Origin of the sequence: Thermobrachium celere DSM 8682, from assembly GCF_000430995.1 — a bacterium.
GTDB classification, from domain to species: domain Bacteria; phylum Bacillota; class Clostridia; order Clostridiales; family Caloramatoraceae; genus Thermobrachium; species Thermobrachium celere.
The window spans coordinates 353597-378559 of record NZ_HF952018.1 but is presented as its reverse complement, the minus strand read 5'-3'; the positions used below and the strand labels follow the sequence as shown (position 1 = coordinate 378559).

The 24963-nt window shown below is 31.3% G+C and carries 25 protein-coding genes and 1 riboswitch; of the genes, 3 read left to right on the top strand and 22 right to left on the bottom strand.

Annotation, left to right across the window (positions count from 1 at the left end; all coding sequences use genetic code 11):
* Positions 1-21: 21 nt before the first annotated feature.
* The 10 genes from gltA to tsaE all read right to left on the bottom strand — a co-directional run bounded on the left by gltA (position 22) and on the right by tsaE (position 9142).
* Entirely contained in the window at positions 22-1401 is a 1380-nt protein-coding gene (gene gltA / locus TCEL_RS02370; RefSeq protein WP_018660739.1) for an NADPH-dependent glutamate synthase, read from the bottom strand.
* Positions 1402-1413: 12 nt separating this feature from the next.
* Positions 1414-2268: a sulfide/dihydroorotate dehydrogenase-like FAD/NAD-binding protein gene (locus TCEL_RS02365; protein WP_018660737.1), complete on the bottom strand. Its 855-nt coding sequence runs from the start codon at positions 2266-2268 to the stop codon at positions 1414-1416.
* A gap of 279 nt (positions 2269-2547) precedes the next feature.
* Positions 2548-3366 (bottom strand): shikimate dehydrogenase, encoded by an 819-nt coding sequence (gene aroE, locus TCEL_RS02360; protein WP_018660736.1) that lies wholly within the window; start codon positions 3364-3366, stop codon positions 2548-2550.
* On the bottom strand, positions 3354-4454 hold the full coding sequence (gene aroC, locus TCEL_RS02355) for a chorismate synthase (RefSeq protein WP_018660734.1): 1101 nt from the start codon (positions 4452-4454) through the stop codon (positions 3354-3356). The genes aroE and aroC overlap by 13 nt, the downstream gene beginning before the upstream one ends.
* Positions 4447-5724: a 3-phosphoshikimate 1-carboxyvinyltransferase gene (gene aroA / locus TCEL_RS02350; protein WP_018660733.1), complete on the bottom strand. Its 1278-nt coding sequence runs from the start codon at positions 5722-5724 to the stop codon at positions 4447-4449. Before aroA ends, aroC begins: the two co-directional genes overlap by 8 nt.
* Before the next feature lie 17 nt (positions 5725-5741).
* Positions 5742-6818, bottom strand: a complete 1077-nt coding sequence (locus TCEL_RS02345; RefSeq protein ID WP_018660731.1) for a dipeptide epimerase — start codon at positions 6816-6818, stop codon at positions 5742-5744.
* Between the two features lie 63 nt (positions 6819-6881).
* On the bottom strand, positions 6882-7502 hold the full coding sequence (locus TCEL_RS02340) for a CBS domain-containing protein (RefSeq protein ID WP_018660730.1): 621 nt from the start codon (positions 7500-7502) through the stop codon (positions 6882-6884).
* Between the two features lie 56 nt (positions 7503-7558).
* Positions 7559-8035, bottom strand: a complete 477-nt coding sequence (rimI, locus tag TCEL_RS02335) for a ribosomal protein S18-alanine N-acetyltransferase (RefSeq protein ID WP_018660728.1) — start codon at positions 8033-8035, stop codon at positions 7559-7561.
* Positions 8004-8714 carry a tRNA (adenosine(37)-N6)-threonylcarbamoyltransferase complex dimerization subunit type 1 TsaB gene (tsaB, locus tag TCEL_RS02330; RefSeq protein ID WP_018660726.1) on the bottom strand — a complete coding sequence of 237 codons (711 nt, stop codon included), beginning with the start codon at positions 8712-8714 and terminating at the stop codon, positions 8004-8006. The genes rimI and tsaB overlap by 32 nt, the downstream gene beginning before the upstream one ends.
* A complete protein-coding gene (gene tsaE, locus TCEL_RS02325) occupies positions 8714-9142 on the bottom strand; it encodes a tRNA (adenosine(37)-N6)-threonylcarbamoyltransferase complex ATPase subunit type 1 TsaE (RefSeq protein WP_018660724.1) in 429 nt (142 codons plus the stop codon). Before tsaE ends, tsaB begins: the two co-directional genes overlap by 1 nt.
* Before the next feature lie 268 nt (positions 9143-9410).
* Between tsaE and TCEL_RS02320 the strand changes: the two genes are divergently transcribed.
* Positions 9411-11978, top strand: coding sequence for an SNF2-related protein (locus TCEL_RS02320; protein WP_018660722.1), 2568 nt, complete (start codon positions 9411-9413; stop codon positions 11976-11978).
* Positions 11979-12009: 31 nt separating this feature from the next.
* Here the strand turns inward: TCEL_RS02320 and TCEL_RS02315 are convergent, their stop codons facing one another.
* The gene (locus TCEL_RS02315) at positions 12010-13803 is read right to left on the bottom strand and encodes a methyl-accepting chemotaxis protein (protein WP_018660719.1); all 1794 of its coding nucleotides are present in this window, start codon (positions 13801-13803) and stop codon (positions 12010-12012) included.
* A 151-nt stretch (positions 13804-13954) separates the two neighbouring features.
* On the opposite strand from TCEL_RS02315, the gene TCEL_RS02310 reads away from it, so the two are divergent.
* Positions 13955-15196: an HD-GYP domain-containing protein gene (locus TCEL_RS02310; protein ID WP_018660718.1), complete on the top strand. Its 1242-nt coding sequence runs from the start codon at positions 13955-13957 to the stop codon at positions 15194-15196.
* Positions 15197-15228: 32 nt separating this feature from the next.
* Here TCEL_RS02310 and TCEL_RS02305 read toward each other — a convergent pair whose 3' ends face one another.
* The 8 genes from TCEL_RS02305 to TCEL_RS02275 form a co-directional block, all read right to left on the bottom strand.
* On the bottom strand, positions 15229-15807 hold the full coding sequence (locus TCEL_RS02305) for an ECF transporter S component (RefSeq protein ID WP_018660716.1): 579 nt from the start codon (positions 15805-15807) through the stop codon (positions 15229-15231).
* Between the two features lie 72 nt (positions 15808-15879).
* Positions 15880-15994, bottom strand: a riboswitch (FMN riboswitch).
* Positions 15995-16048: 54 nt separating this feature from the next.
* On the bottom strand, positions 16049-16735 hold the full coding sequence (locus TCEL_RS02300; protein ID WP_018660714.1) for a Crp/Fnr family transcriptional regulator: 687 nt from the start codon (positions 16733-16735) through the stop codon (positions 16049-16051).
* A 246-nt stretch (positions 16736-16981) separates the two neighbouring features.
* Entirely contained in the window at positions 16982-18136 is a 1155-nt protein-coding gene (locus TCEL_RS02295) for an amidohydrolase (protein ID WP_018660710.1), read from the bottom strand.
* Positions 18137-18149: 13 nt separating this feature from the next.
* A complete protein-coding gene (locus TCEL_RS02290; RefSeq protein ID WP_018660708.1) occupies positions 18150-20303 on the bottom strand; it encodes a Tex family protein in 2154 nt (717 codons plus the stop codon).
* 6 nt (positions 20304-20309) lie between these two features.
* Positions 20310-20675: a Na-translocating system protein MpsC family protein gene (locus TCEL_RS02285; RefSeq protein ID WP_018660707.1), complete on the bottom strand. Its 366-nt coding sequence runs from the start codon at positions 20673-20675 to the stop codon at positions 20310-20312.
* A gap of 71 nt (positions 20676-20746) precedes the next feature.
* Positions 20747-21007 carry a DUF1294 domain-containing protein gene (locus TCEL_RS02280; RefSeq protein ID WP_040683717.1) on the bottom strand — a complete coding sequence of 87 codons (261 nt, stop codon included), beginning with the start codon at positions 21005-21007 and terminating at the stop codon, positions 20747-20749.
* A gap of 48 nt (positions 21008-21055) precedes the next feature.
* Positions 21056-21229: a hypothetical protein gene (locus tag TCEL_RS13955; protein WP_018660705.1), complete on the bottom strand. Its 174-nt coding sequence runs from the start codon at positions 21227-21229 to the stop codon at positions 21056-21058.
* 125 nt (positions 21230-21354) lie between these two features.
* Positions 21355-21903, bottom strand: a complete 549-nt coding sequence (locus TCEL_RS02275) for an NADH peroxidase (protein ID WP_018660703.1) — start codon at positions 21901-21903, stop codon at positions 21355-21357.
* Positions 21904-22088: 185 nt separating this feature from the next.
* Here TCEL_RS02275 and TCEL_RS13125 point away from each other — a divergent pair, with 185 nt between their 5' ends.
* Entirely contained in the window at positions 22089-22265 is a 177-nt protein-coding gene (locus tag TCEL_RS13125; protein WP_018660701.1) for an FmdB family zinc ribbon protein, read from the top strand.
* A 54-nt stretch (positions 22266-22319) separates the two neighbouring features.
* On the opposite strand, the gene TCEL_RS02270 is transcribed toward TCEL_RS13125, so the two are convergent.
* The 3 genes from TCEL_RS02270 to TCEL_RS02260 all read right to left on the bottom strand — a co-directional run bounded on the left by TCEL_RS02270 (position 22320) and on the right by TCEL_RS02260 (position 24956).
* Positions 22320-22760, bottom strand: coding sequence for a hypothetical protein (locus TCEL_RS02270; protein WP_018660699.1), 441 nt, complete (start codon positions 22758-22760; stop codon positions 22320-22322).
* A 65-nt stretch (positions 22761-22825) separates the two neighbouring features.
* The gene (locus TCEL_RS02265) at positions 22826-24283 is read right to left on the bottom strand and encodes a sensor histidine kinase (protein ID WP_051150558.1); all 1458 of its coding nucleotides are present in this window, start codon (positions 24281-24283) and stop codon (positions 22826-22828) included.
* Positions 24273-24956 (bottom strand): response regulator transcription factor, encoded by a 684-nt coding sequence (locus TCEL_RS02260; RefSeq protein ID WP_018660695.1) that lies wholly within the window; start codon positions 24954-24956, stop codon positions 24273-24275. The genes TCEL_RS02265 and TCEL_RS02260 overlap by 11 nt, the downstream gene beginning before the upstream one ends.
* Positions 24957-24963 lie beyond the last annotated feature (7 nt).

Here is a 24963-nt window from a genome sequence, read left to right as displayed (position 1 = left end):
AGGTTTTTATAAAATATAATTTTAGTTGTTATTATTACTTAAATAATGATCAATTGCATACGCTGCTCTTTTGCCTGCTCCCATTGCAAGTATTACTGTGGCTGCACCTGTTACTGCATCCCCTCCGGCATAAACACCTTCCATTGTTGTCTTGCCTGTATCCTCCTCCACAACTATGCATCTTTTGTTATTTATCTTAATCTCACTAGTTGTATAGCTAATTATAGGATTAGGTACTGTTCCTATTGCCATAATAACTGTATCAAATTCTTCAACATAGTCTGAACCTTCAACCTCAACTGGTATTCTTCTACCGCTTTCATCTACACCTTTAAGCTCCATTTTTCTTAAAACCATTCCCTTTACCCATCCATTTTCATCCGCTAGTATCTCAACTGGATTTGTCAAAACATCAAAAATTACTCCTTCTTCCTTTGCATGATGTATTTCCTCTAACCTTGCTGGCATCTCATCTTCAGTTCTTCTGTATATAATATGAACTTCAGCACCTAGTCTTACAGCTGTCCTTGCTGCATCCATTGCAACATTTCCGCCGCCTATCACAGCAACCCTTTTACCAATTTTAAGAGGAGTATCATATTCATCTAAAAAGGCCCTCATTAAATTTGCTCTTGTTAAAAACTCATTTGCAGAGTAAACTCCATTAGCATTTTCACCTTTTATACCCATAAATTTTGGAAGCCCTGCACCTGTTCCAATGAATACAGCTTCATATCCTAGCTCATCAAATAGTTGATTTAATGTAACGGTTCTACCTACTATAACATTTGTCTTTATTTCAACACCTAGTTTAAGTAAATTTTCTATTTCCTTCTTTACTATTTTTTCTTTAGGAAGTCTAAACTCTGGTATTCCATAAACTAATACTCCACCAGCCTCATGAAGTGCTTCAAATATCGTTACATCATACCCTAAAATTGCAAGGGTGGATGCACATGAAAGACCTGCTGGTCCACTCCCTACAACAGCAACCTTTTTATTTTTTTTGGGTTCTTTTTTAAATACATCAATATCATTGTTTAATACATAATCTCCTATAAACCTCTCTAACTTACCTATTGCAACAGCTTCGCCCTTTTTACCAAGTACACAACCACCCTCACACTGTATTTCCTGTGGACAAACTCTACCACATATTGAAGGAAGACTGTTATATTTAAATATTATTTCTGCTGCCTTTTCAAACTCCCTTTTCTTTATATATTCAATAAACTTTGGTATATCAACACCTACAGGACATTTTTTAACACAATTAGCACTTTTACAATTTAAACACCTTGAAGCCTCCAAAACTGCTTCCTCTTCACTATAACCTAAACACACTTCATCAAAACATTTTATTCTTTCCTCCACCTTAAGTTCTTTAACAGGAACCCTCATAATCCACCTCCACTAAAAACAACTACATTCGCTTGTATGATGCATTCTTCTTACTTCTTCATCTCTAAACATATTCTGTCTCTTTATTACTTCATCATAATCCACAAGATGCCCATCAAACTCCGGACCATCTGTACAAGTAAATTTAGTCTGTCCTCCAACTGTCACCCTGCAGGCACCACACATACCTGTTCCATCAACCATAATAGAGTTTAAACTTACTGTAGTTTTAATGTTTAATTCCTTTGTAAGCATAGAAACAAACTTCATCATAACAACAGGACCTATTGCTACAACCTCATCATATGTATTACCTTCTTCAACTAACTTTTTAACAAGATCTGTAACTCTTCCTCTTATACCAAGACTTCCATCGTCTGTACTAATGTAAACTCTACATCCTAACTTTTCAATATCCTCCTTTAATATAACTAGCTCCTTACTTCTTGCTCCAATTATAACATCACAGTAAACTCCCAATTGTCTTAAATATTTTACTTGAGGATAAATAGGAGCTGCACCTACTCCTCCTGCTACAAATAGATATTTTTTATTTTTCAGCTCTTCTTCATTTAAATTTACAAACTCTGAAGCATTTCCAAGTGGACCTGCAAAATCAAGTATATAATCTCCCTGATTTAACTTTGCCATTTTACAAGTTGAAGCTCCTACTACCTGTACAACAATAGATACAGTTCCTAAACTCCTGTCATAATCACATATTGTAAGGGGTATTCTCTCTCCCTTTTCATCTATTCTAACTATAACAAACTGTCCTGGTTTTGCAGATTTTGCAACCATTGGTGCCTTTATCTTAAACATAACTATATTTTCTGCTAAAAAATTTTTCTCAATTATCTTATACATTTTACTACCTCCATACATTTGCAATTTAAAAATACGATAGTTTCATTTTTCAACTTCAACTTTCAATTATATATTATTTAATTATATGCATAAAATCAAGTATTGTGCACAAATATTTTTTTGATTATCAAAATAATTTTATTACTGGGATTTTAAATATGCAAGTTTATATTATGAATATTTCATTTTTATTAAAACAAAATAATACCACCAACAACTATCAATTAGATTTGTTGTTAGTGGCATCAGTATTTCTTAAACTTGCTTATTTTTTCATAATTATTGTTCTTTTGAAATAATATCATAAATATCATCAATAACTTTAAAATCTATATTAATACTGTTCCAAATCTCCTGAGATTTTACCGCCTGAGCAATTAACATATAAAGTCCATTTATTGAAATTAATCCTAGCTCTTCTGCCCATTTTAAATATAGTGTCTTTCTAGGATTATAAATAAGATCAATTGCTATACTAAAGTTAGTTAATATATCTTTATTGACTGGAGATACATCAATATTTGGATACATTCCACAAGGCGTACAATTTATTATTAAATCATAGCTTCTTACTTTATCTAATTCATCGTAGTCTATACATTTTATTTCTTTAAATTTTTCTTGTGCAAAGACTTTATCCCTACTTACTAAAATAACATCTGAAATTTCATTATCAATTAAATAATGTACTACCGACTTTGCTGCACCACCTGTGCCAAGTATTACAGCCTTTTTATTCTTTACATCTATTTTATTTATGTCAAGCATTATACCAAAACCAAAATAATCTGTGTTATATCCTATTATTAATTCATCTAAAAAAGAAATAGTATTAACAGCACCAATTTTTTTAACTTCATCAGAAACTTCATCTAAAAAATCTATTACATCAACCTTATATGGTATTGTTACATTTAATCCTTTAACATACTTTTTTAGATTTAATATTTTACTCTTAAGATTTTCTCTATCAACCTCATATAAATTATATTCACCAGCTAAACCTACTCTCTTTAAAATCTCATTATGAATAAATGGAGAAAAACTATGCGATAGCTTTTCTCCTATAAGTCCATAAATATTTTTTATTTTATCCATGAATATCCTTCCCTCTCAATCAGCATATCTAATATTCCTATAGAAGTTACAGCTTCAACTACAGGAACAGCACGAGGCACAATACATGCATCATGCCTTCCTTCCACCTGTAATTCAACTTCTTCCATTAGACTTATATTAACTGTTTTCTGTCTCTTTAAAATAGAAGGCGTGGGCTTTATGGCAACTCTAAATATTATTGGCATACCATTTGATATGCCTCCTAAAATACCACCATTATAATTTGTCCTTGTCTTTATTTTACCATTTTCTATATAAAACTCATCGTTTGCATCAGAGCCCAACATATTTGTAATATTAAATCCCTCTCCAAACTCTACTCCCTTAACTGCAGGTATTGAAAATAAAAGATGTGACAGCCTACTCTCTATAGAATCAAAGAAGGGGGAACCTAATCCTTCCTCAACATTTATAACAGCAACCTCTATAACTCCACCTACTGAATCCCCATCTTCTTTTGCCTCTTTTATTACCCTTTTCATCTCATCTTCTATACAATCATTTAGAACAGGAAAATCCATCTGCCTTAACTTAATTAACGTACCTTCATCAACGTTACAAAAATCAAATCCCAAATCCTGTATATTCTTTATACTCTTTATATGTGCTCCTATAAAAATATTCTTTTTACTTAAAATAATTTTTGCTACTGCTCCTGCAAAAACAAGAGGTGCTGTAAGTCTTCCTGAAAAATGTCCTCCACCTCTATAATCATTATATCCCCTATATTTAATGTATCCTGTATAATCCGCATGACCTGGTCTTAATACGTATCTTATTTTTTCATAGTCCTTAGATATTTTATTTTTATTTTTAATAACACAGCATAAAGGCGTTCCTGTTGTCCTTCCGTTAAATACTCCACTTATTATGTTTACTTCGTCATCTTCCTTTCTTGGAGTTGAAATAGAGCTTCTTCCTGGTGCCCTTCTTTTCATTTCTTCTCTTATAAAATCATAATCTAATTCAACCCCTGCTGGAAGTCCATCAATTACAACTCCCACTGCTTCTCCATGGGATTCTCCAAATAGAGAAATCTTTATATTTTTCCCCCAAGTACTACTCATAAACTTCACCGCCTAACTCTTTAAAATGCTCAAAGAAGTTAGGATAGGATTTTTTTACACAGTCATAGTTTTGAATAATAACTGGTTTTTTACATCTGATTGAGGCAATAGCTAAGGCCATTGCTATTCTGTGATCATTCCAACTATCTACAACTCCACCATCTAGCATTTCTTTACCATTTATAACAAGGCCATCCTCAAATTCTAAAACTTCAGCACCTAACTTATTTAGTTCTGTTGCAATAGCCTTTAATCTATCTGATTCTTTAATTCTTAGCCTTCTGGCATTTACAATCCTTGTAGTTCCATTGCTTAATGCTGCAAGTACAGTAATTATTGGTGTTAAATCTGGGCATTGAGATACATCAACAACTATTCCTTTTGAATTTGAAGTATTAGATATTAAAGATTGGCCTTCTATTGTAATATTTCCACCCATTGCTTTTATAATATCTATAATAACTCTATCTCCTTGAAGTGAATTTAAATTTAAATTTCTACATACAACCTCTTCTCCAAGCACTCCTGCAGTAAGCCAAAAGGCTGCCTGTGAATAATCGCCCTCAACCTTAAAATGAGTAGCTTTATATCTTTGATTTCCTTTTATTAAAAACTGTCTGTAATTATCATTTACAATCTCTATACCAAAACTTTTAAGAACATCCAATGTTAAATCAACATATCCCTTTGATTCAAGATTAGTTGTTATAATTATTTTTGAATCTCCATCTAATAGAGGAAGGACAAATAAAAGTCCTGTTATAAATTGTGAACTAATATTTCCTTCAACCTCATATGTACCACTCATAATAGGACCTTTAACCTTAAGTGGAAGCCTTCCATTTTCATTTCTGAATTCTATTCCTTTTTGTTTAAATAATTTATAATATACATCAAGTGGCCTTTCACAAAGCTTGCCTCTACCTACAAAAGTAACCTCCTTATTCTGCATAAGGGCAATAGGAATTAGAAACCTCAATGTAGAGCCAGATTCTCTACAATCAATTATATCGTTTATTAAATCAACTTTTCCTTTGCCATTTACTAAAACATCATATGTTTCTTTTGCCTTTTTAAATTCCAAATCTACTCCAAAGGACTTAATTCCTTCAATTGTTGCAGATATATCATCAGAAAATATCATATTTTCAATAATACTTTTTCCTTCTGAAAGTCCAGCACATATAATAGCCCTATGGCTTATACTCTTAGAAGGAGGTATATCTACTACTCCTTTTAATTTTCTTGGGATAATTTTTATACTATTCACCAAATTCACCTCAAGTTTTAGTATCTTATTCCTTTTATTCCTACTCCAATATCCTTTGATATTTTAATTTTGTTTTTCTCATAAATTATTCCGCCATCTACCTTATTTTCTTTAAGAAGTAGAGCTGCATCTAAATCAAATTTCTTAATTCCAAGCCTTCCACACGCAAGAGATGCCGCAAATGATATACCTACACCACTTTCCATCATACTTCCTATCATACACTCTACTCCAAAGGCCTCAGCAATTGATATTATCTTTTGAGCATTATATAGGCCTCCACACTTCATAAGCTTTATATTTATTATGTCACAGGCTCTAATTGATAAAAGTTTTACAGCATCCTGTATTGAAAACAGTGACTCATCTGCCATTATTGGAATATAAGTATTATCTGTTACATATTTTAACCCCTCTATGTCATAGTAAGGAACGGGCTGCTCAATAAGTTCTATATCTAACCCCATGTCCTCCATTCTTTTTATTGTTCTAACTGCCTCTTTAGCATTCCATCCTTGATTTGCATCAAGCCTAATTTTAACTTCCTTTGGAATAGCATCTCTTATTGTTTTTACTCTTTTTATATCAAGTTCACTATCTATACCTACTTTTATCTTTAGTGTATTAAAGCCTCTATCTACATATTCCTTTGCATCTCTTGCCATATCATATGGATCCTTTACACTTACTGTAATGTCTGTTTCTATTTCTTCCCTTGCTCCTCCTAACAGTACATATAAAGGCTTATTACACATCTTTGCAAACAAATCATAAACAGCCATATCAACTGCTGCCTTTGCACTTGTGTTCTTTATAATGCACTTATTTATTTTATTCATGATATTTTCTATTTCTTCTATTTCCATGCCCTTTATAGCAGGGAATATGTAATTTAATATAGCATCCTTTATATTTCCTTCTAAGTCACCTGTTATAACAGGAGTTGAAGCAGCCTCACCGTATCCTACACTTCCGTCATCTGTATAAAGTTCGACAATATATGTTTTTAGATTAGTTACTTCTCTTAAGGCTGTTTTAAAGGGCTTTTCTAAAGAAACCTCTAATGGTTTTAAATCTATTCCAACTATTTTCATATTATCCCCCTCCGTTTTATTTAGTATATACAAAAATGGGGCTTGCTACCCCATTTTATACCCTCATTGTACTCTAAACCCTGCATCTCTTATAGCATCAACTGTTTCAACAAATCTATCTGTATCTATCCTAATTACTATCTCCTTTACATCTGTCTTAACCTTTGGATCTAAAACAACAAAACTTATAATATTTCCTCCCATTTTAGTTATAATGTCAGTAAGCTTCTCAATTTGACCGGGTATATCATATGCAATCACAGATATCTTATGTCCTTTGTTCATACCAAATATTTCAACAAAGGTCTTAAATATTGCATGATGAGTAATTATACCTGCAAATTCGCCATTCTCATCCATAACAGCAACAAAAGGAATGCCGTATGTTTCTAATGTATGTGCTGCCTTTTCTATATCGTCATATACACTTAAAATTGGTATATCAGTTCTTACTAAATCAGCCACCCTGTTGTTTTTTAAAAATTCTTCTCTGTCTCCCCCAAGTTCAAAGTATGTACTAAATATTCTCTCCTTTGAAATAACCCCTACAAACCTTTTATCATCTACTACTGGTATTGATAAAAAGTTTTCTGAATTAATCTTATCTAATGCATCCTCTAACGTATCCTCTGGTGCTGCAACGATAAGCTCACTTAATGGAACAAGAAGTGCCCTTAATAACATATAACCCCTCCTTAAAGGCTTTTTTTAATTATACTATAACTCTCTAAATAATTCTACTAATTTATACCATATTTCCACATAATATAAGCATCTTCACCTGTATCTTGATAGTATCCCTTCCTCGTTGCAACACACACAAATCCCTTTTTCTTATATAAGTTAATAGCAGGTAAATTTGATACTCTAACTTCAAGAGTCATTGCATTTATACTCCTCTTTTTTGCCTCATCGATTAAAGCATCTACCAACTTTTCACCAAGCCCTAAACCCCTAAACTCTGGATGAACTGCTATATTTGTAATATGCCCTTCATCAATCATGCACCACATTCCTGCATAGCCTATAACTTTTCCTTTATATCTTAAAACCTTATAAACAGCACAGCTGTTTCGAGTAAGTTCAGTATGAAAAGCCTCCTTACTCCATGGAGTTTTAAAGCTTAAAACCTCAACCTCATATACATCATCTATATCTTCTATCTTCATATCTTCAATAACATAATCATTCAAGTTTCTCACCTGTCCTCTTTTCATATTCCCTCTCTGCTTGAGATTTTCTAATATATAAAGGACTGAATGTATATATATCTGAAACCTCACCTTTTCTATATTTTTTAAGTGCAATCTCTCCTATGCTTGATGCTCTAGGTAACATATTATTCTGTGTTGAAAAATATGCCCTCTCCTTTAACCTATCCTTTATTCTTCCTATATGAATTGAAACAGCATCTCCACAGAATAAAACTCTATCATACGCTTCTAACTTATCTAGAAGCTCATCTATATGTAGTGCATCTATAGACATTATATTAGTTAATTCACCCTCTTTAAATTGATAAAGAGCAGTATATACATTATCCCTCAACGCATCCATAATAGGACAAATTACACCTTCAAAATCTCCCTGCTGATATGCCATAGCCTCAAGGCTTGATACTGTAATAAATATCTTATTTGCACCCTGAACTATACCTTTTGCAGCTGCAACACCAATTCTAAGTCCTGTAAAGGAACCTGGTCCGCCTGATACAGCTATTATATCTATATCATCAAGCTTATTTTCTGTTATATCTAAAAGCTTTTCAATCATAGGAAAAAGTATAACTGAATGCTGCATTTTATGGTTTAAATATATTTCCCCCTCAACCTTTTCATCTGAAACAATAGAAACTGTTGCAACACTTGATGATGTATCCATTGCTAAAACCTTCATCAAAATTCACCTTCCAATCCTTCTATTTGCACTTCCCTCACATTATCATCTAATTTCTTTATGTAGATATATATTTTATCCTTTGGGAGAAGTTCCTCTACCATATCTCCCCATTCAACTACACACACACCATCTCCATATAGATACTCTTCAAATCCTATTTCATACATCTCATAAATATCATCAATCCTGTATACATCAAAATGGTAAAGTGGAAGCCTGCCCATATATTCATTTACTATTGTAAATGTTGGGCTTGTAATATAATCCTCAACACCAAGTCCTGCTGCAATTCCCTTTGTAAGGTGAGTTTTCCCTGCACCTAGATCACCATTTAATGAAATTACATCTCCTTTTTTTAAAATACTACCAATTTTATATCCTAATTCAAATGTTTCTCTCTCACTGTTTGTAACAACTGTCTTCATCTACTACACCAACCTTATTATTTTTCTTTTGGCATAAATCTATTTTATACCATAAATGTGAAATCATCAATTATTATTCAAAATTAGGCCTTTTCGAATAACGTATATATTATGTATTACATATTTTTTTATTATTACCAGCATTTTTTTATTGTCATAGTTAACCTCTTTCTTTCATAATAAAATTAAACAGTGTTATTTACATAAATTTAAAAACAGTTTATATATGTTTAATAAATTTATAAAAACTTTATTTGGAGGTAATTAAATGCATTCATACATTAACGCATTGAAAAAATTTAAAGATTTTAAGGGAAGAACTGGTAGAAGAGAATATTTTCTTTTTATTCTAAATAGCTTAATAACTCATTTCTCAATTTTATTACTATCAGGATATACACAAAATTGGATTTATACACTAATGTTTATCCTATATCCTTTTTTTATATTAGTTCCTACTTTAGCTATTACTGTAAGAAGACTGCATGACATTAATAAAAGTGGATTTTGGATACTAATTAATGCTATACCTTTTATTGGTAATATATACTTTTTATTTTTACTTCTTAAAGATAGTTACCCAGATAACAATATTTATGGACCATGTCCTAAAGCAATTAACAAAACAGATGATTTAAATCTAACTAATCAAAACAATAGTAATGATTTATCAAATTCACTTCCTGAAACTATTAAAGAAAAAAGTCTTCAGATTAAAGATATATTTAAAAATGAATTAATAAACCACAATTTAAAAAGTGAAATTTATATTGACACCTACAAACAAGGAATAAAATTAGATGTAATTTTTAAGTATGGTGAAATTGAAATTAGACCTAATAATCCAAAAAAGTTAAATCCGTTAATAAAAAGAGAATTATCTAAGGAAAATAAAATATTAAATTTACTAAAACAGTCAAAGTTTAAAAATGCAGATGACTTTTATTATTTAGAAGACGATGAGAGAATTTATGACTTTTTTAAAAATACTGTTCCAACCTTACAAAATTACTCTGAAATTTACTTTTCTGAAGGCATAAATAAAATTTATAAAAATAAAAGTATATGCATCAGCATGGATTTAAAGCTTTTTGCATCAAATTTAATATCATTGGAATTTAACATAGATGATATAGATAAAAAAGAAATAATAAACATATTAAAATCAATTAAAGAAAGAAAAAAGTTCTATAAACTAAAAACTGGTGAAATAATCTCATTAGAATCAAAAGATATAGATGATGTAACTAGTGTGTTAGATGTACTAGATGAATTCGAAGAGAATGAAATAATAGATAATAAATTTATTCTCCCTAAATCTAGAGCAATAACTGTTTTTAATAAGTTAAATAAGGATATAAAAATAGAAAATAGAGAATTAGTTGATGATTTTATTAATAAACTAAACAATTCAAAAGAACAAAATATTGAAGTACCAGCTAATCTAAAAACTATTTTAAGAGACTACCAAATTACAGGCTTTAAATGGCTCAAAATTTTATCCAATCTTGATTTAGGTGGTATACTTGCTGATGACATGGGGTTAGGTAAAACCTTGCAAACAATATCTTTAATTTCAGTAGAGAAAGACCATGGAAAGACATTAATAGTTGCACCATCTTCTTTACTTTTTAACTGGCAAAGTGAATTTAAAAAATTTGCCCCTGATATAAAAGTGCTATTGGTACACGGTGACAAAAACAAAAGAAAAGAATTAATACAAGAAATTGAAAATAACGATGTTATTATAACATCTTATCCACTTTTAAGAAGGGATATTGAGTTTTATGAAAATTACACCTTTAATCTCTGTGTACTTGATGAAGCACAGCATATTAAAAATCCTGAGTCACTAAATGCTAAATCAACTAAAAAAATAAAAAGTAGAACAAGATTTGCATTAACCGGAACTCCAATGGAAAATAATTTAATTGAACTTTGGTCAATATTTGATTTTATATTACCAGGACATCTTTACTCTAAAAACAAATTTATTGAAAAATATGAAAGACCTATAACCAAAGAAAAGGATAGACAAGTTTTAGAAGAATTAAAAAAGGCGATAGCACCTTTTATATTAAGAAGAAAGAAAGCAGACGTATTGTTAGAACTACCAGATAAGATTGAAACAAAGCTTATTTGTGAAATGACAAAGAAACAAAATGACATATATAAGGCTTATTTATCAAGAGCTCGTAAAGATGTTGAAGATATGATAGCAAAAGGAGAATTCGAAACAAGTAAAATGCAGATTTTAAAGCTACTAACTCGACTTAGACAAATTTCCTGCCACCCTTCTATGTTTTTAGAAAATTACGATGGAGATAGTGGTAAACTAAATCAACTTGAAGAGTTGTTAGAAGAATTAATTGAAGGAAACCATAAGGTACTAATATTTTCACAGTTTACCTCACTGTTGCATATAACTAAAGGAATGCTTGATAATAAAAAAATAAAATACTCATACTTAGATGGTTCGACTAATGTCTCTAAAAGAATGCAAATAGTTGATGAGTTTAATAATGGTAAAACAGATGTTTTTCTAATTTCTTTAAAGGCAGGAGGTACTGGGTTAAACCTTACAACAGCTGACACTGTAATACTTTTAGACCCTTGGTGGAATCCAGCAGTTGAAGAACAAGCTGCTGATAGAGCCCATAGAATTGGGCAAAAAAATGTTGTACAAGTTTTTAAAATGATAACCAAGGGATCAATTGAAGAAAAAATATATGAGCTTCAAATTAAGAAAAAAGAACTTATTGATTCGGTTATTAAAAATGGTGAAGTATTTATTAATTCATTAACTGAAAAAGAAATACTTGAAATACTTCAATAACAAAATAAAGGAGTTGTTTATACCAACTCCTTTATATTTTATAAATATCTATATCCTGTGCAAACTGCTCTGTAATCTTTTTAAAGTCTGATATGCTGTCGATAAGCTTCTTAATTTCTTCTGTATAGCTTTGAACGTTTGCAGCAACCTCCTCTGAAGATGCTGAATTTTCCTCTGCTATTGCTGCAAGGGATTCAATCTTTTCATACACCTTTATAATTGATTCTGTCTCTGATTGTAGTTTATTTGAAGTCTCAATTAGCTTGTCTGCTACCTGCTTTATTGTATCCTTTGCTTCACTACTTGAGTGAACTGCTGTATTAAGCTTTTTGTTTTCATCATTTAATACTTCAAACTGCTCTGCTACAGAATTAACCTGAGCTTCAATTTGAGCAACAAAGTCTAAAAGCCTATTGTTTATATCATCTACAGCATGTTTTGACTGTTCTGCAAGCTTTCTTACTTCATCTGCAACAACAGCAAAACCACGTCCAGCCTCTCCTGCACGTGCTGCTTCAATGGAAGCATTAAGGGCAAGAAGGTTTGTTTGGGCTGCAATTTGTGAAACAAGCTCCACAACCTCTGTTATTCCTTTTGCTTGCTCCTTTATTTCAAAACTTCTATTTTTAACCATTTCAAAGTTCTTTAAAAGCTCGTTTAATTTTTGTGATGTCATATCAACATATTTAAAGCTTGTTTCTATCTTGTCTACCGCTCTTTCAAGTTCCTCTTTATTTTGCATCTCTATCTCAACCACATGCTTTATTGCTTCTACATTATCATTTAATAGAGCTACAGAAGTTTCTGTCTCTTCTGCTTGAGTCATGGCTGCTTCTGCTACCTGCTCAACTACTCCTGATATTTCATCTGATGTATATTTCATCTTATCTGCAATTGTTGTAAGTGTGTTACTAAATGTATTCATCTCATCTGTAATTCCTTTAAATCCTACAAAATCCTTTCTTACTACATCCTTATATTCATTTAGAGCATCAAATATCTTTTCATAATAGTCTGCTGTTTCTATTCTACCATCCTCTACATAATCATGTCCCTTAATCCTCTTCATTTCTTTAATAATTCTATATAGAGGCCTATTAATCAACTTAGCACCTAATAATGTAGATACTAAAGCATATATAAAAGATGCATAAACTCCAGCTTGTTTTGAAATTAAAAGAGTTGGTATTTCTAAAATTAAAAATATAATAGTAGATACTACAGCAGTTTTTAACTCTATATCTTTTACAAATCCTAACGCTTTATTTATCCTGTATTTTTCTGTTACATATATATCCTTTTCAAAGGTTAACTTTAATTCTAAAGTATCTGCTGACTTTGAAATTTCCTTAATTTCAAGCTTTTCTTTAAAAAACTCAGCTGCACCTTCAATTAGACCTAAAAAGTAATCAAACATTCCTCTTTTTGAAAAATATTTAAATACAGCTTCACGCTTTGAAATTGGTTTTAACTCTAATATAGGAGGCTTTGCACCCGGTATTCTTTTTACAACAATAACATGTACATCATACATAGACTTTAAAAATCCATATAGACTATCATGTTTAAAAAATGCTGGGTAATCCATGCTAAAAGTCTTTATATTATCCCTACCTATACTTCTCCAAAGATCCGAAACTGTTATTCCTTTCTCCTTTGAAATAAAGCTCATAATTGAGTAGACCTTTTCGTCTTGTACATCTTCAATTGGAGTAAACATCCTATTACTACTAAAGCCTGCATACTCTAATGCTCTATCTACTACACCATCTCCGTATAATTTTCTACATGTTTTAATCCAAGTTGACACTACTGTTCCCTTCATCTTTACACCTCCACTTCTATTTTAACCAATTTCTACGGATAATTCAATTCTATTAATACTAATTTCAGTTATCATTTATGTAGAAATTTAACGAATTCTGTTTTATAATATTTATATCGAAATAATTCTAAAAAAATTTATGGAGGTTTTTATGGAAAGACTTGATCTACATCAAGTTGTTGCATCTTTAGCCTTTTCAGTAGACCTAGCTGAAACAAGTGTAATAGCCGATAGTGAATTTAAAGACTATACTGCAGACTTAAACCTTTCTAAACACAAATTTTTAAACCACGCAAGAAGGGCAACCTATGTGGCGTTAAAAATTGCACAAAATATAAATTCTAATGATAGTTTCTTAAGTAAAGTCTTTCTATCCACTGCCCTTCATGATATTGGAATAAAGAAGGATATAGACAGTGCACACTCTAACTTTGACATTATACTTGAACATTCTAAATTGGGAGAAGAATTGATTTTAAGACTTCCAATAGATAAAGAACTATCAACTATAATAAAATATCACCACGAAAACTTCAATGGAACAGGCCTTTTTAAATTAAAAGGAGAAGACATACCTTTTATCTCTAGAATAATAAGACTTGCTGACATATTTGAAATACTATATGATGAAACAAAGCCTAATTTTACTCAACGTGAAAGAATATGTGAATGGATTAATGAACATAAAAACACTATTTTTGATCCTGATCTGGTGGAAGTATTTAACAAAGTACAGTCTATTGATGCTTTTTGGCTTGATATCGAAAATATTGCCCATAATACATCTATATTAGATAAAATTATACCCGACATAAAAATTCCTGTTACATTAGATGATATAAAGAAAATTGCTGAAGTTTTTGCATACATTATAGACCACAAAAGTCATTTTACCTATACCCACTCAACCAATCTAGCTAAATATGTAAAAAAGGTATGTAACTACTTAGGCTATGATAAAAATAAAACTTTAAAAATGGAAATAGCAGCTCTACTTCACGATATAGGTAAACTGTCAATTCCAAATTCTATACTTGATAAAAATGGTAAATTAACAGCGGACGAAATGCAAATTATGCGTTCCCACACCTACTATACTAGGCTTATACTTTCTAAAATTGATGGTTTTGAAGAGATTACAGATTGGGCCGCAAATCACCATGAAAAGCTAAATGGAAAGGGATATCCTTTTGGGCTTAATGCTGAAGAACTATCTCTTGAATCAAGAATTATGTCTATATGTGACATATATGAGGCATTAACTGCAGATAGGCCTTATAGAAAAGGAATGAACAGAAACGATGCCTTTAATATAATTCAAACAATGGTTGATACAGGTGAACTCTGCATGAGAGCATTTAACATAGTAAAACAAGCACTATCAGAGATTTAAATAAGCCCCAAAACATTGGGGCTTAATTTTTACTATTTAATTATTGAATGTAGCTTTTTATAAAGTGCAAATGTTACAACTGAAGCTACAGTTCCCTTAATCAAATTAAATGGCATTATACTGTAAACAATCAGTGTATTTAAATCAACAACTGCCTTGTTTACTTTAGAAGTTATCTCAACAACAGCCTTTATTGGAAATCCTAGAACTTTCTCATATAGTGGCAAGAAAATATAGTAGTTTGTAACTGAAGCTACAACTGCCATAACAAGTACACCGGCAATCAAAGAAATCACTGCACCCTTTTTGGTTTTATCCCTTTTATAAAGTGCACCAGCAGTATATACCAAACTTGAACCTACAATAAAGTTGGCAAGCTCACCTATACCTGATGTGCTACCCTTTGTAATAAGGTGTAGAATGTTCTTCATTGCTTCTACAACAACACCAAATATAGGTCCAAAGGCAAAGGCTGAAAATAATGCAGGTACATCACTTAAATCAATCTTTAGAAAATCTGGAAACAGAGGCAGTGGAAATTCAATAAACATAATTAAATAGGCCGCTGCTGCTAAAATTGAGATTTTGGTTAGTTTTTGTGTTTTTGACATAATAAACCCTCCCTTTTTTTCTCAGGGCGGGGAGAAAATAAAAAACCTCTGAATCTTCAGAGGCAAAAAAACATAAATCTTCTCCCATCCAGACTATACTGTCGGCCTCGGAATTTCACCGAGTCATGCCTTTCGGCTCGCGGGCTATACCGCCGGTCGGGAATTTCACCCTGCCCTGAAGATTTTTTAAATTATATTCTTTTTTATCATTATACTTCTTTTTCCATTAAAATTCAATATATCAACTACAAAATTCTTCTAAATCTATAATCTTTAAATATCTTCTTCCTGATTCAATTACTCCCTTATCCTTTAGCTCATTAACTATACGTGAAAGGGTTTCTCTTGTCATATTTAACAAGTATGCTATTTCTTGATAATTTACATCAAGTTCAATTTCAACTTGTCCATCCTTAAAGCTACTTGCTCCATTAAAATATTCAAGTACGAAGCTCACAAAGGAATGTCTGTGGTTACCTGAGCTTGTATATCCCTGTCTTATCATCTGTAGATCCATACTTTTTATAATTAAATTATGAATATATCCTCTAAATTCATTATTTTCATTTAAATACTTTAATATTTTATCCTTCTCAACATAATAAACACAGCTATTTATAGCAGCCTCATATTTAAATGTTGTTTCATTAGAGAACACTGAAAAGTTAAAAAACTCTCCTGGAAAAACAAAACTACATATCATATCCTTTCCCATATAATTATCGTGCTTAATTGCTATTTTTCCTCTTTCTAAAAAGAAGAACTTGTCCTTAACATTTTCAGCCTCTATATACTCTCCCTTTAAATATAATATCTTTTTAAAGTCATTGCCAAACATGTCATAAAACTTGTTAACTGTTGACTCTATATCATAAAAGTGCCTTCTGTGATGCGTATTTAATATCCTATCGTACAATTCCCTTGCCACAATCCCACTCCTTTTAATATGTTTTAGGATAACTTTACTTATAATATCGTACATTATAAAAAATAATTTAGTTTGTTTTTATCAATAATTAAAAAATATTTTTGATTTATTTAACATTATTCCTCTTCTATAATATAACTTGCTCTAGCTATAAAAGGTATAAAAAGCTCCATACAAGGCACCCTTCATAGTCCTTGTATGGAGCTTTTTAAAATAAAACTCTTCTACTAAAACAGATTATCTCATTTATCTTCTAAAAACAACCTTTCCATCTATTAGAACATATTTTGTCTTTGCCATAACATCTAGTGGAAACTTATCCAAAACAACTATATCTGCATCCTTGCCAACTTCAAGTGAACCTACTCTATCATCTATCTTTAATATCTTTGCTGGATTTATAGTTATAGCCTTTAGTGCCTCCATCTCATCCATTCCATGTTTTACTGCAAGGGCTGCACAAAGAGGAAGATACTGTATTGGAATAACCCCATGGTCTGTCATAATGGCAATATCTATCCCCTTTTTGCTTAGTATTCCTGCTGTTTCAAAGGTTAGTTCCCTTAATTCAACTTTACTTCTTTCTGATAAACTTGGACCAACTATAAGAGGATATCCTTCTTCCTTAAGTTCATCAGCTATTAAGTGACCTTCTGTACAGTGGTCTAAAGTTAAATCTAAATTAAATTCCTTTGCTATTCTAATTGCTGTAAACATATCATCTGCTCTATGGGCATGAACCTTTAAAGGTATCTCCCTCTTTAAAACCGGTATTAAACTTTCATACTTCATGTCAAAGTCTGGCTTATCATCGTCTTCTTCAGCATTTTCCTTTTTATTCATATACTCCTGTGCCTTGTATAATGTTTCTCTTAAAAGTGCTGCTATCCCCATTCTTGTTGTTGGCATTTCATGTTTTTCATGATAAGTTGATTTTGGATTTTCACCAAACGCTACCTTTATAGCAGCAGGGTTTTTTATAATCATATTATCTATTCTCTTACCATATGTCTTTATTACAGCAAAACTTCCTGCTATAACATTTGCACTTCCAGGACCTGTACATACACAAGTGATACCATTTTCATAGGCCTCTTTAAATGTTCTGTCCATTGGATTTATACCATCAATTGCTCTTAGGTGTGGAGTTATTGGATCTGTTGCTTCATTTCCATCTGCACCTTCAAATCCTACTCCATCCTCCCACAAACCAAGGTGGCAGTGGGCATCTATCATACCAGGCATAATATAGCCGCCCTCTGCATCTATAATCTCTGAAACACCTTCAAAATCCTTCTCTTCTCCTACATACTTTATCTTTGAATCCTCAACAAGTACACAACCATTTTCTATAACCCTACCTGCCATAGTCAAGACAGTTCCGTTCTTTATTAAAATCAATTTTACAACCCCCTTATATTTTCATAGTAAGTGCTATCCTCTTTCTTTCTAAATCTACATCTAAAACCTTAACATCTACAATCTGTCCAACTTTAACAAAATCCGCAGGATGTTTCACATAACTGTCGGAAATCTCTGATTTATGAACTAATCCGTCTTGATGAACACCTATATCAACAAAAGCACCAAAGTCAGCAACATTTCTTACTGTTCCCTTTAAAACCATACCCGGTTTTAAATCCTCCATCTTTAATACATCACTTCTAAATATAGGCTTTTCAAGTTCATCTCTTATATCTCTACCTGGCTTTTTAAGTTCCTTTACTATATCCTGTAATGTAGGTATTCCTATGTTTATCTCTTTTGCAATCTTTTCTTCTCCATAGTTTTTAAGCCTTTCATCTATATCCTGTAGTCTGTTTTGTTTAACATCTTCTTTACTATAGCCTAATATATTTATTAACTTTTCTGCTGCCTCATAAGATTCTGGGTGAACAGCAGTATTATCAAACACATTGTCCCCATCTGTTATTCTTAAAAATCCTGCACACTGTTCAAAGGCCTTTTCCCCAAGCCTTTTAACCTTTAAAAGCTCTCTTCTATTTTTAAATTTTCCATTTTGCTCCCTATATTCAACTATATTCTTGGCTATAGCAGAATTAATACCTGAAACATATGATAACAACGATTGAGATGCAGTATTTAAATCCACTCCAACTGAGTTAACTGCATCCTCAACAACGCCATTCAATGCTTCTGAAAGGCGCTTTTGAGAAACATCATGTTGATACTGTCCAACACCAATAGATTTTGGATCTATTTTAACAAGTTCTGCAAGTGGGTCCTGAAGTCTTCTTGCAATTGATATTGCACCTCTTAAAGATACATTTATATCTGGAAACTCCTTAGCTGCAAGCTCTGAAGCTGAATATACTGAAGCACCTGCCTCAGATACTACAACATAGAACAATTCCTTTCCTGTTTCCTCTTTTACCTCTTTTATTAGTTCTGATAAAAAGGCCTCAGATTCACGTGACGCTGTACCATTTCCTAATGATATAATATCTACATTGTGCTTATAAATTAACTCCTTAAGCACCCTTTTACTTCCCTCTATATCATTTTGTGGCTCTGTAGGATAAACTGTTGCTGTATCTAAAAGTTTTCCTGTTTCATCAACAACTGCTATCTTACATCCTGTTCTAAATGCAGGGTCAAAGCCTAATACAACCTTGTTTTTAACTGGAGGTTGTAAAAGTAGATTTTTTAAGTTCAAAGCAAAAACTTTAATGGCCTGTTCTTCTGCCTTCTCTGTTAGCATGTTTCTTATTTCTCTTTCAATTGATGGGGCAATTAGTCTGTTATAACTATCCTTTATAGCATCCTTTATATACTTTGTTTCCTGTCCCTCTCTCTTTAATATTCTCTTTTCTAAATATAAAAGTATTTTATCTACAGGAGCCTCTATTTTAACTGATAAAAACTCTTCCCTCTCTCCTCTATTTATAGCTAGAATTCTATGGGGTACAATCCTTGAAACTGCCTCACTATAGTCATAATACATTTCGTATGGTGAACGCTCATCCTTAGTCTTTTTAGTTACAATTATTCCTTCTTTGTATGTAATATCTCTGATTGCTTTTCTATAATCAGCATTATCTGAAATATCTTCTGCAATAATATCAAGAGCACCTAATATCGCGTCTTCCCTAGTTAAAACCTTAAGCTCCTCATTTATAAATTTTTCAGCTTCCTTTTCTAAGTCCCCTTCGAAATCTTGTGAAATTATTAAATTAGCCAGTGGCTCTAACCCCTTCTCCTTAGCAATTGTTGCTCTTGTCCTCTTTTTTGGTCTAAATGGCCTATATATATCATCAACTTCAGTAATAGTCTCTGCTGCCTCTATCTTCTCTATAATTTCATCTGTTAACTTTCCTTGTTCATCTATTAATCTTTTAACCTCTTCCTTCTTAGAAAGTAAATTTCTAAGGTAAGTTAATCTTTCATAAAAATTTCTAAGTGTTGTATCATCTAAGTTTCCTGTTACCTCTTTACGATATCTTGCAATAAAAGGAATAGTGTTTCCTGCATCAATTAACTCAATTGTATTTTTTACCTGCCATTCCTTAATATTAAGCTCTTGTGACAACCTTTTAATTATATCCATTACCCATCACTCCTTAAATAAACTTTCAACATCCTTCTCCATAACAAAAACCATTAAATATTCTCCTGTTTTTGTACTTATATCACAATGAATACTTACAACCTTAACCTTTACGATATCTTCTATTATCGCTTCAAGCTTGCTTCTTAGCACATCCTCAAGCATATATCTAAATTCCTTTATAGTTTTCCTACCTTCTGGTGATTGTGCAAGCCTCTTTTCAGCAGGGGTTAACACCTTTTTCAATCTTACAATTATCATGTCTTTAAAGATGTGGGCCATCGCTTCTTCAGCACCACGACCTATTTCCTCTTTTTCAAAATGCATTAGAGCATTGCTTATCTTCATTTCTAAATTTCCCTTTAGAGACATAAAAATACCTCCACTTATAATTTCTCTACTATTTTATATTTACCTTCCTATAATATCAAGGGAAATTTAATTTATTTAAATATTAAAAACCATATTAACAATTGCAAAAATATAATAGCTGGAATTCCATATTTAAACTTTGGTTTCCTAGTCTTATGATTAAAAATATACATCCCAAAACAAATTCCAATACTTCCACCAATGAGAGCTATAAATAACAAACTGCTTTCTCTAACTCTCCACATTCTAAACTTCGATTTAAACTTATCAACCATCATAAACACTATTCCTATTAAATTGATACAAAGTGCCAGGCACGTGAAATGTGACATTTTCCATATTATGTTATCACCACCCTATTTAAAGCTCAACTATAAAAATTATATAGAAAAATACTCTATAAATAAATTCTCTTTTTCCAAAACAAACAATAAAATAAAAAAATAATGTGTCCATACAGGACACATTATTCTTCTTCTGGCATGGTTTCTTTTTTTCTGTTCTTCTTTTGTTTCTTTTCTTCCTTCTTTGCCATGCTTATCACCCCTCCTCATTTAAGTTAACCAAAATTTCATAAATTATACAGGTTAACAAAAAAGTATTTGTTAAATTTATCTAAAATTTCTCCAAAAGAAAAAGGTTGTAAACACTTATCCTGTTTACAACCTTCACACTCATATTACTTATTAAAATATCTTTCAAGAAGTCCTCTAAATGCAGCACCGTGTCTAGCTTCATCCTTACACATTTCATGAACTGTATCATGTATTGCATCAAGATTTAGTTCCTTTGCTCTCTTTGCAAGCTTTAATTTTCCTTCACAAGCACCATATTCAGCTTGAACTCTCATCTCTAAGTTCTTCTTTGTGCTATCAGTTACAACTTCTCCTAAAAGCTCTGCAAACTTTGCAGCATGTTCTGCCTCTTCAAATGCTATTCTTCTATAGGCTTCAGCTACTTCTGGATATCCTTCTCTATCTGCTTGACGGCTCATAGCAAGATACATACCAACTTCAGTACACTCACCTATAAAATTCATCTTAAGACCTTCAATTATTTCTGGATCAACATCTTTAGCTACTCCAATTCTATGCTCATCAGCCCAAACAAGCTTTCCATCCTCTTTTACTATAAACTTTTCCTTTGGAGCATTACATTGTGGGCACTTGTCTGGCGCCTCCATTCCTTCATGAACATAACCACATATTGTACATGCAAACTTCTTCATATTAACATCCTCCCTTTTATATTAAAATTTTTATTTTCCTATCGACACTTTAATAATATCATATTTATTTTATTTTGACAATAGTTTTCTTTAGAAAATTATTTTCCTTAATAAAAATATTGAAATTAACTAGGATATGTTTATAATATATACCATAGGAGGGTATGATAAAGGAGGTGTCTTATATGCCGCTATTTACCTATAAATGTGAAATATGTGAACATGAATTTGAGGAATTAGTAAGAAGTGTAGATGAAAAGGTAGATTGTCCAAAATGTAAAAGCTCACTAGTTAAGAGAAAACTTCCTACAATAAAAGTTAATGGTTCATCAGGAGCTCCAAAGACAAGCGGTTTTTCTTGAGCTGGCTGCTAATTTTGGCTGGAGGCCAAAAACAAAAAGTAGGTGAATTTTCACCTACTTTACTATTTTTAAATAATCTTTAATATCAAATACATCCTCTTCTGTTTGATATAGTTTATGCTTTACAAATTTAACATCCTTATATGTTGTCTTTAACATACTCATCATTGCAATATGATTTTTTGCATTTTTTGAGTCTAAATCCTCTAGCCTTGCCTCAAGTCTATTTTGGCTTGCTCTTATTTCAGTTACATCAGATTTTATTTCTTTTACGTCTGATTCTATAGAATCCACTCTTTTTTCAATATTGTCTATTCTTATTTCGATATTATCCATACGTTTTTCGATATTATCCATACGCTTTTCGATGTTATCCATACGCTTTTCGATGTTATCAATTCTAATTTCTATGTTATCAATTCTCTTTTCAATATTATCAATTCTTTTATCAATATTATCTAACTTATTCAAGATCAAATTCAAAACCTGTTCCATAGATACACCTCCAAAACACCCTCAAAGATAATTTTATACTAATTATGCTTATATATCAATAAAATCTATAATACAAAATAAAACTTAACTCCACCTTCAATATTTTGGGCTCCAACCTGCCCCCCATGTAGTTCAATAATATTCTTAACTATACTTAATCCTAACCCAGTACCCCCATATCTTTTATTCCCTGATTTATCAATTTTATAAAACTTATTCCATATATTTTCAATTTCATCGTCTGGTATATTTTCTCCTGAATTTACAACTTCAAATTTTACCCTTTCATCTTCTTTATATAAATTTATTTCAACTTTTCCTGTTGAATGCCTTATTGCATTAGTTAAATAATTAGTTATAACCTGTTCTATCCTAGTAAAATCTGCTTTTATAAAAACATCTTCAATATTCAATTTCAATTCTATATTTTTGCTCTTTATATTTTCCTCAAATTTATTAGCAACCTTTTTTACTAGCTCTGCTAAATTAAACTCCTCTAACGTAAGTTTATATTTTCCCAATTCAAGCTGCGACAAATCCAGCATATCATTAACAAGCCCTGCCATTTTTTTAGTCTCATCAAGTAAAATATCTATATAATAGTCCTTATCCTTATCCTCAAACACATCATCCTTAAAGGCCTCAAGATAACCCTGTATAAGATTTATAGGTGTTTTTAGCTCATGGGAGGTTGCTGCAATAAAATCTTTTCTCATTCTTTCAAGCCTTTTCTCCTTTTCTATATCCTCCTCAAGCTTTTTATTTGCCTCCCTTAAAGAATCAAGGGCATTCTTTAGGTTTTCTGACATGGTATTTATTGCACCAGCAAGCATTCCAAGTTCATCATCTGACTTTATTTCAATTCTTCTACTAAAATCTAAATTAGCGATCCTATCAGCTACATCTTTTATTTCTAATATTGGTCTTGAAACATTTTTGGAATAGATTAAAGATATTATAAGAGTAACAATTATTCCTGCTATAAATAAATATATATAAAGTTCTCTTATTACCTTAGACGCTTCATTTATTGGCTGAAGCAGTGAACTACATACAATATACTCATTCTTTTCACTTAAATTATATATAGCAATAATACTGCTTATTGGAAATCTCTTATTATAATAAACTTTAGATATATATGAATTTTCTTCTACTTTAGATAACAAATTATCTGTACTAATCCTAAAAATTACATCTGTAATAATCCTTATATTCTCCTTTGCACCTTTATCTATAACAGGATTTACTGCATATTTTATATTTCCTTCTCTGTCTAAAATCAAAAATCGATAACCAAAGGCCTTGTTTATATCAACCGACTTTTCAAAGGATAATTTTAAGTCGCTTGTTTGTTCATATATCTCAACAAAATTATTTAAAACATTTATTGCCTCTAGTTTTCTCTTATGAACATAAAACTTCTCAAAAAATAAGTTCTGAAATACAAAGGATAATATAATAAAAAATATCAAAATTATCGTATTTATTAAAAACAGCTTCTTTACAATACTACCTTTCATTTTTACAATCAAACTTATATCCCACTCCTCTTATAGTTGTAATTAAGTATGCCTTATCCTTTAATTTTTCACGAATTCTCCTTATATGTGTGTCAACTGTCCTCAAATCTACATCCTTTTCCAGTCCCCAAACATTATCTAAAATCTGTTCTCTCGTTAAAATTATACCTTTATTTTTATATAGGTACAATAAAAGCTCAAATTCCTTTGGTGATAAGATAACTTCTTCACTATCTATAAAAACTGAATAGGCTGCTTCATCAATTTTTAATCCATCTACAACATCTAGAAGCAATTCATTTTTTGAGTGGTAAACTCTCTTTATCATTGCAGAAACACTTGCTAAAACTACCTTAGGACTTATAGGCTTTGTTAAATAAACATCCACTCCTAGCGAATATCCTAAAAGTTTATCCTCATCATCTGCTTTTGCTGTCAGCATTATAACAGGAACATCAGAAAATTTTCTAACTTCAATTAAAGTCTGCCATCCATCTAATACAGGCATCATAACATCAAGCAAAACAAGATGTACTTTTTCCTTTTTTAAAATATTAATAGCCTCGAAGCCATTTGCAGCCTCGAGGACATTATAATCTTCTTTATTTAAATATGCACAAATTAGTTTCCTTGTTCTTTCCTCATCTTCAACAACTAAAATAGTCTCCTTCATTAAACCA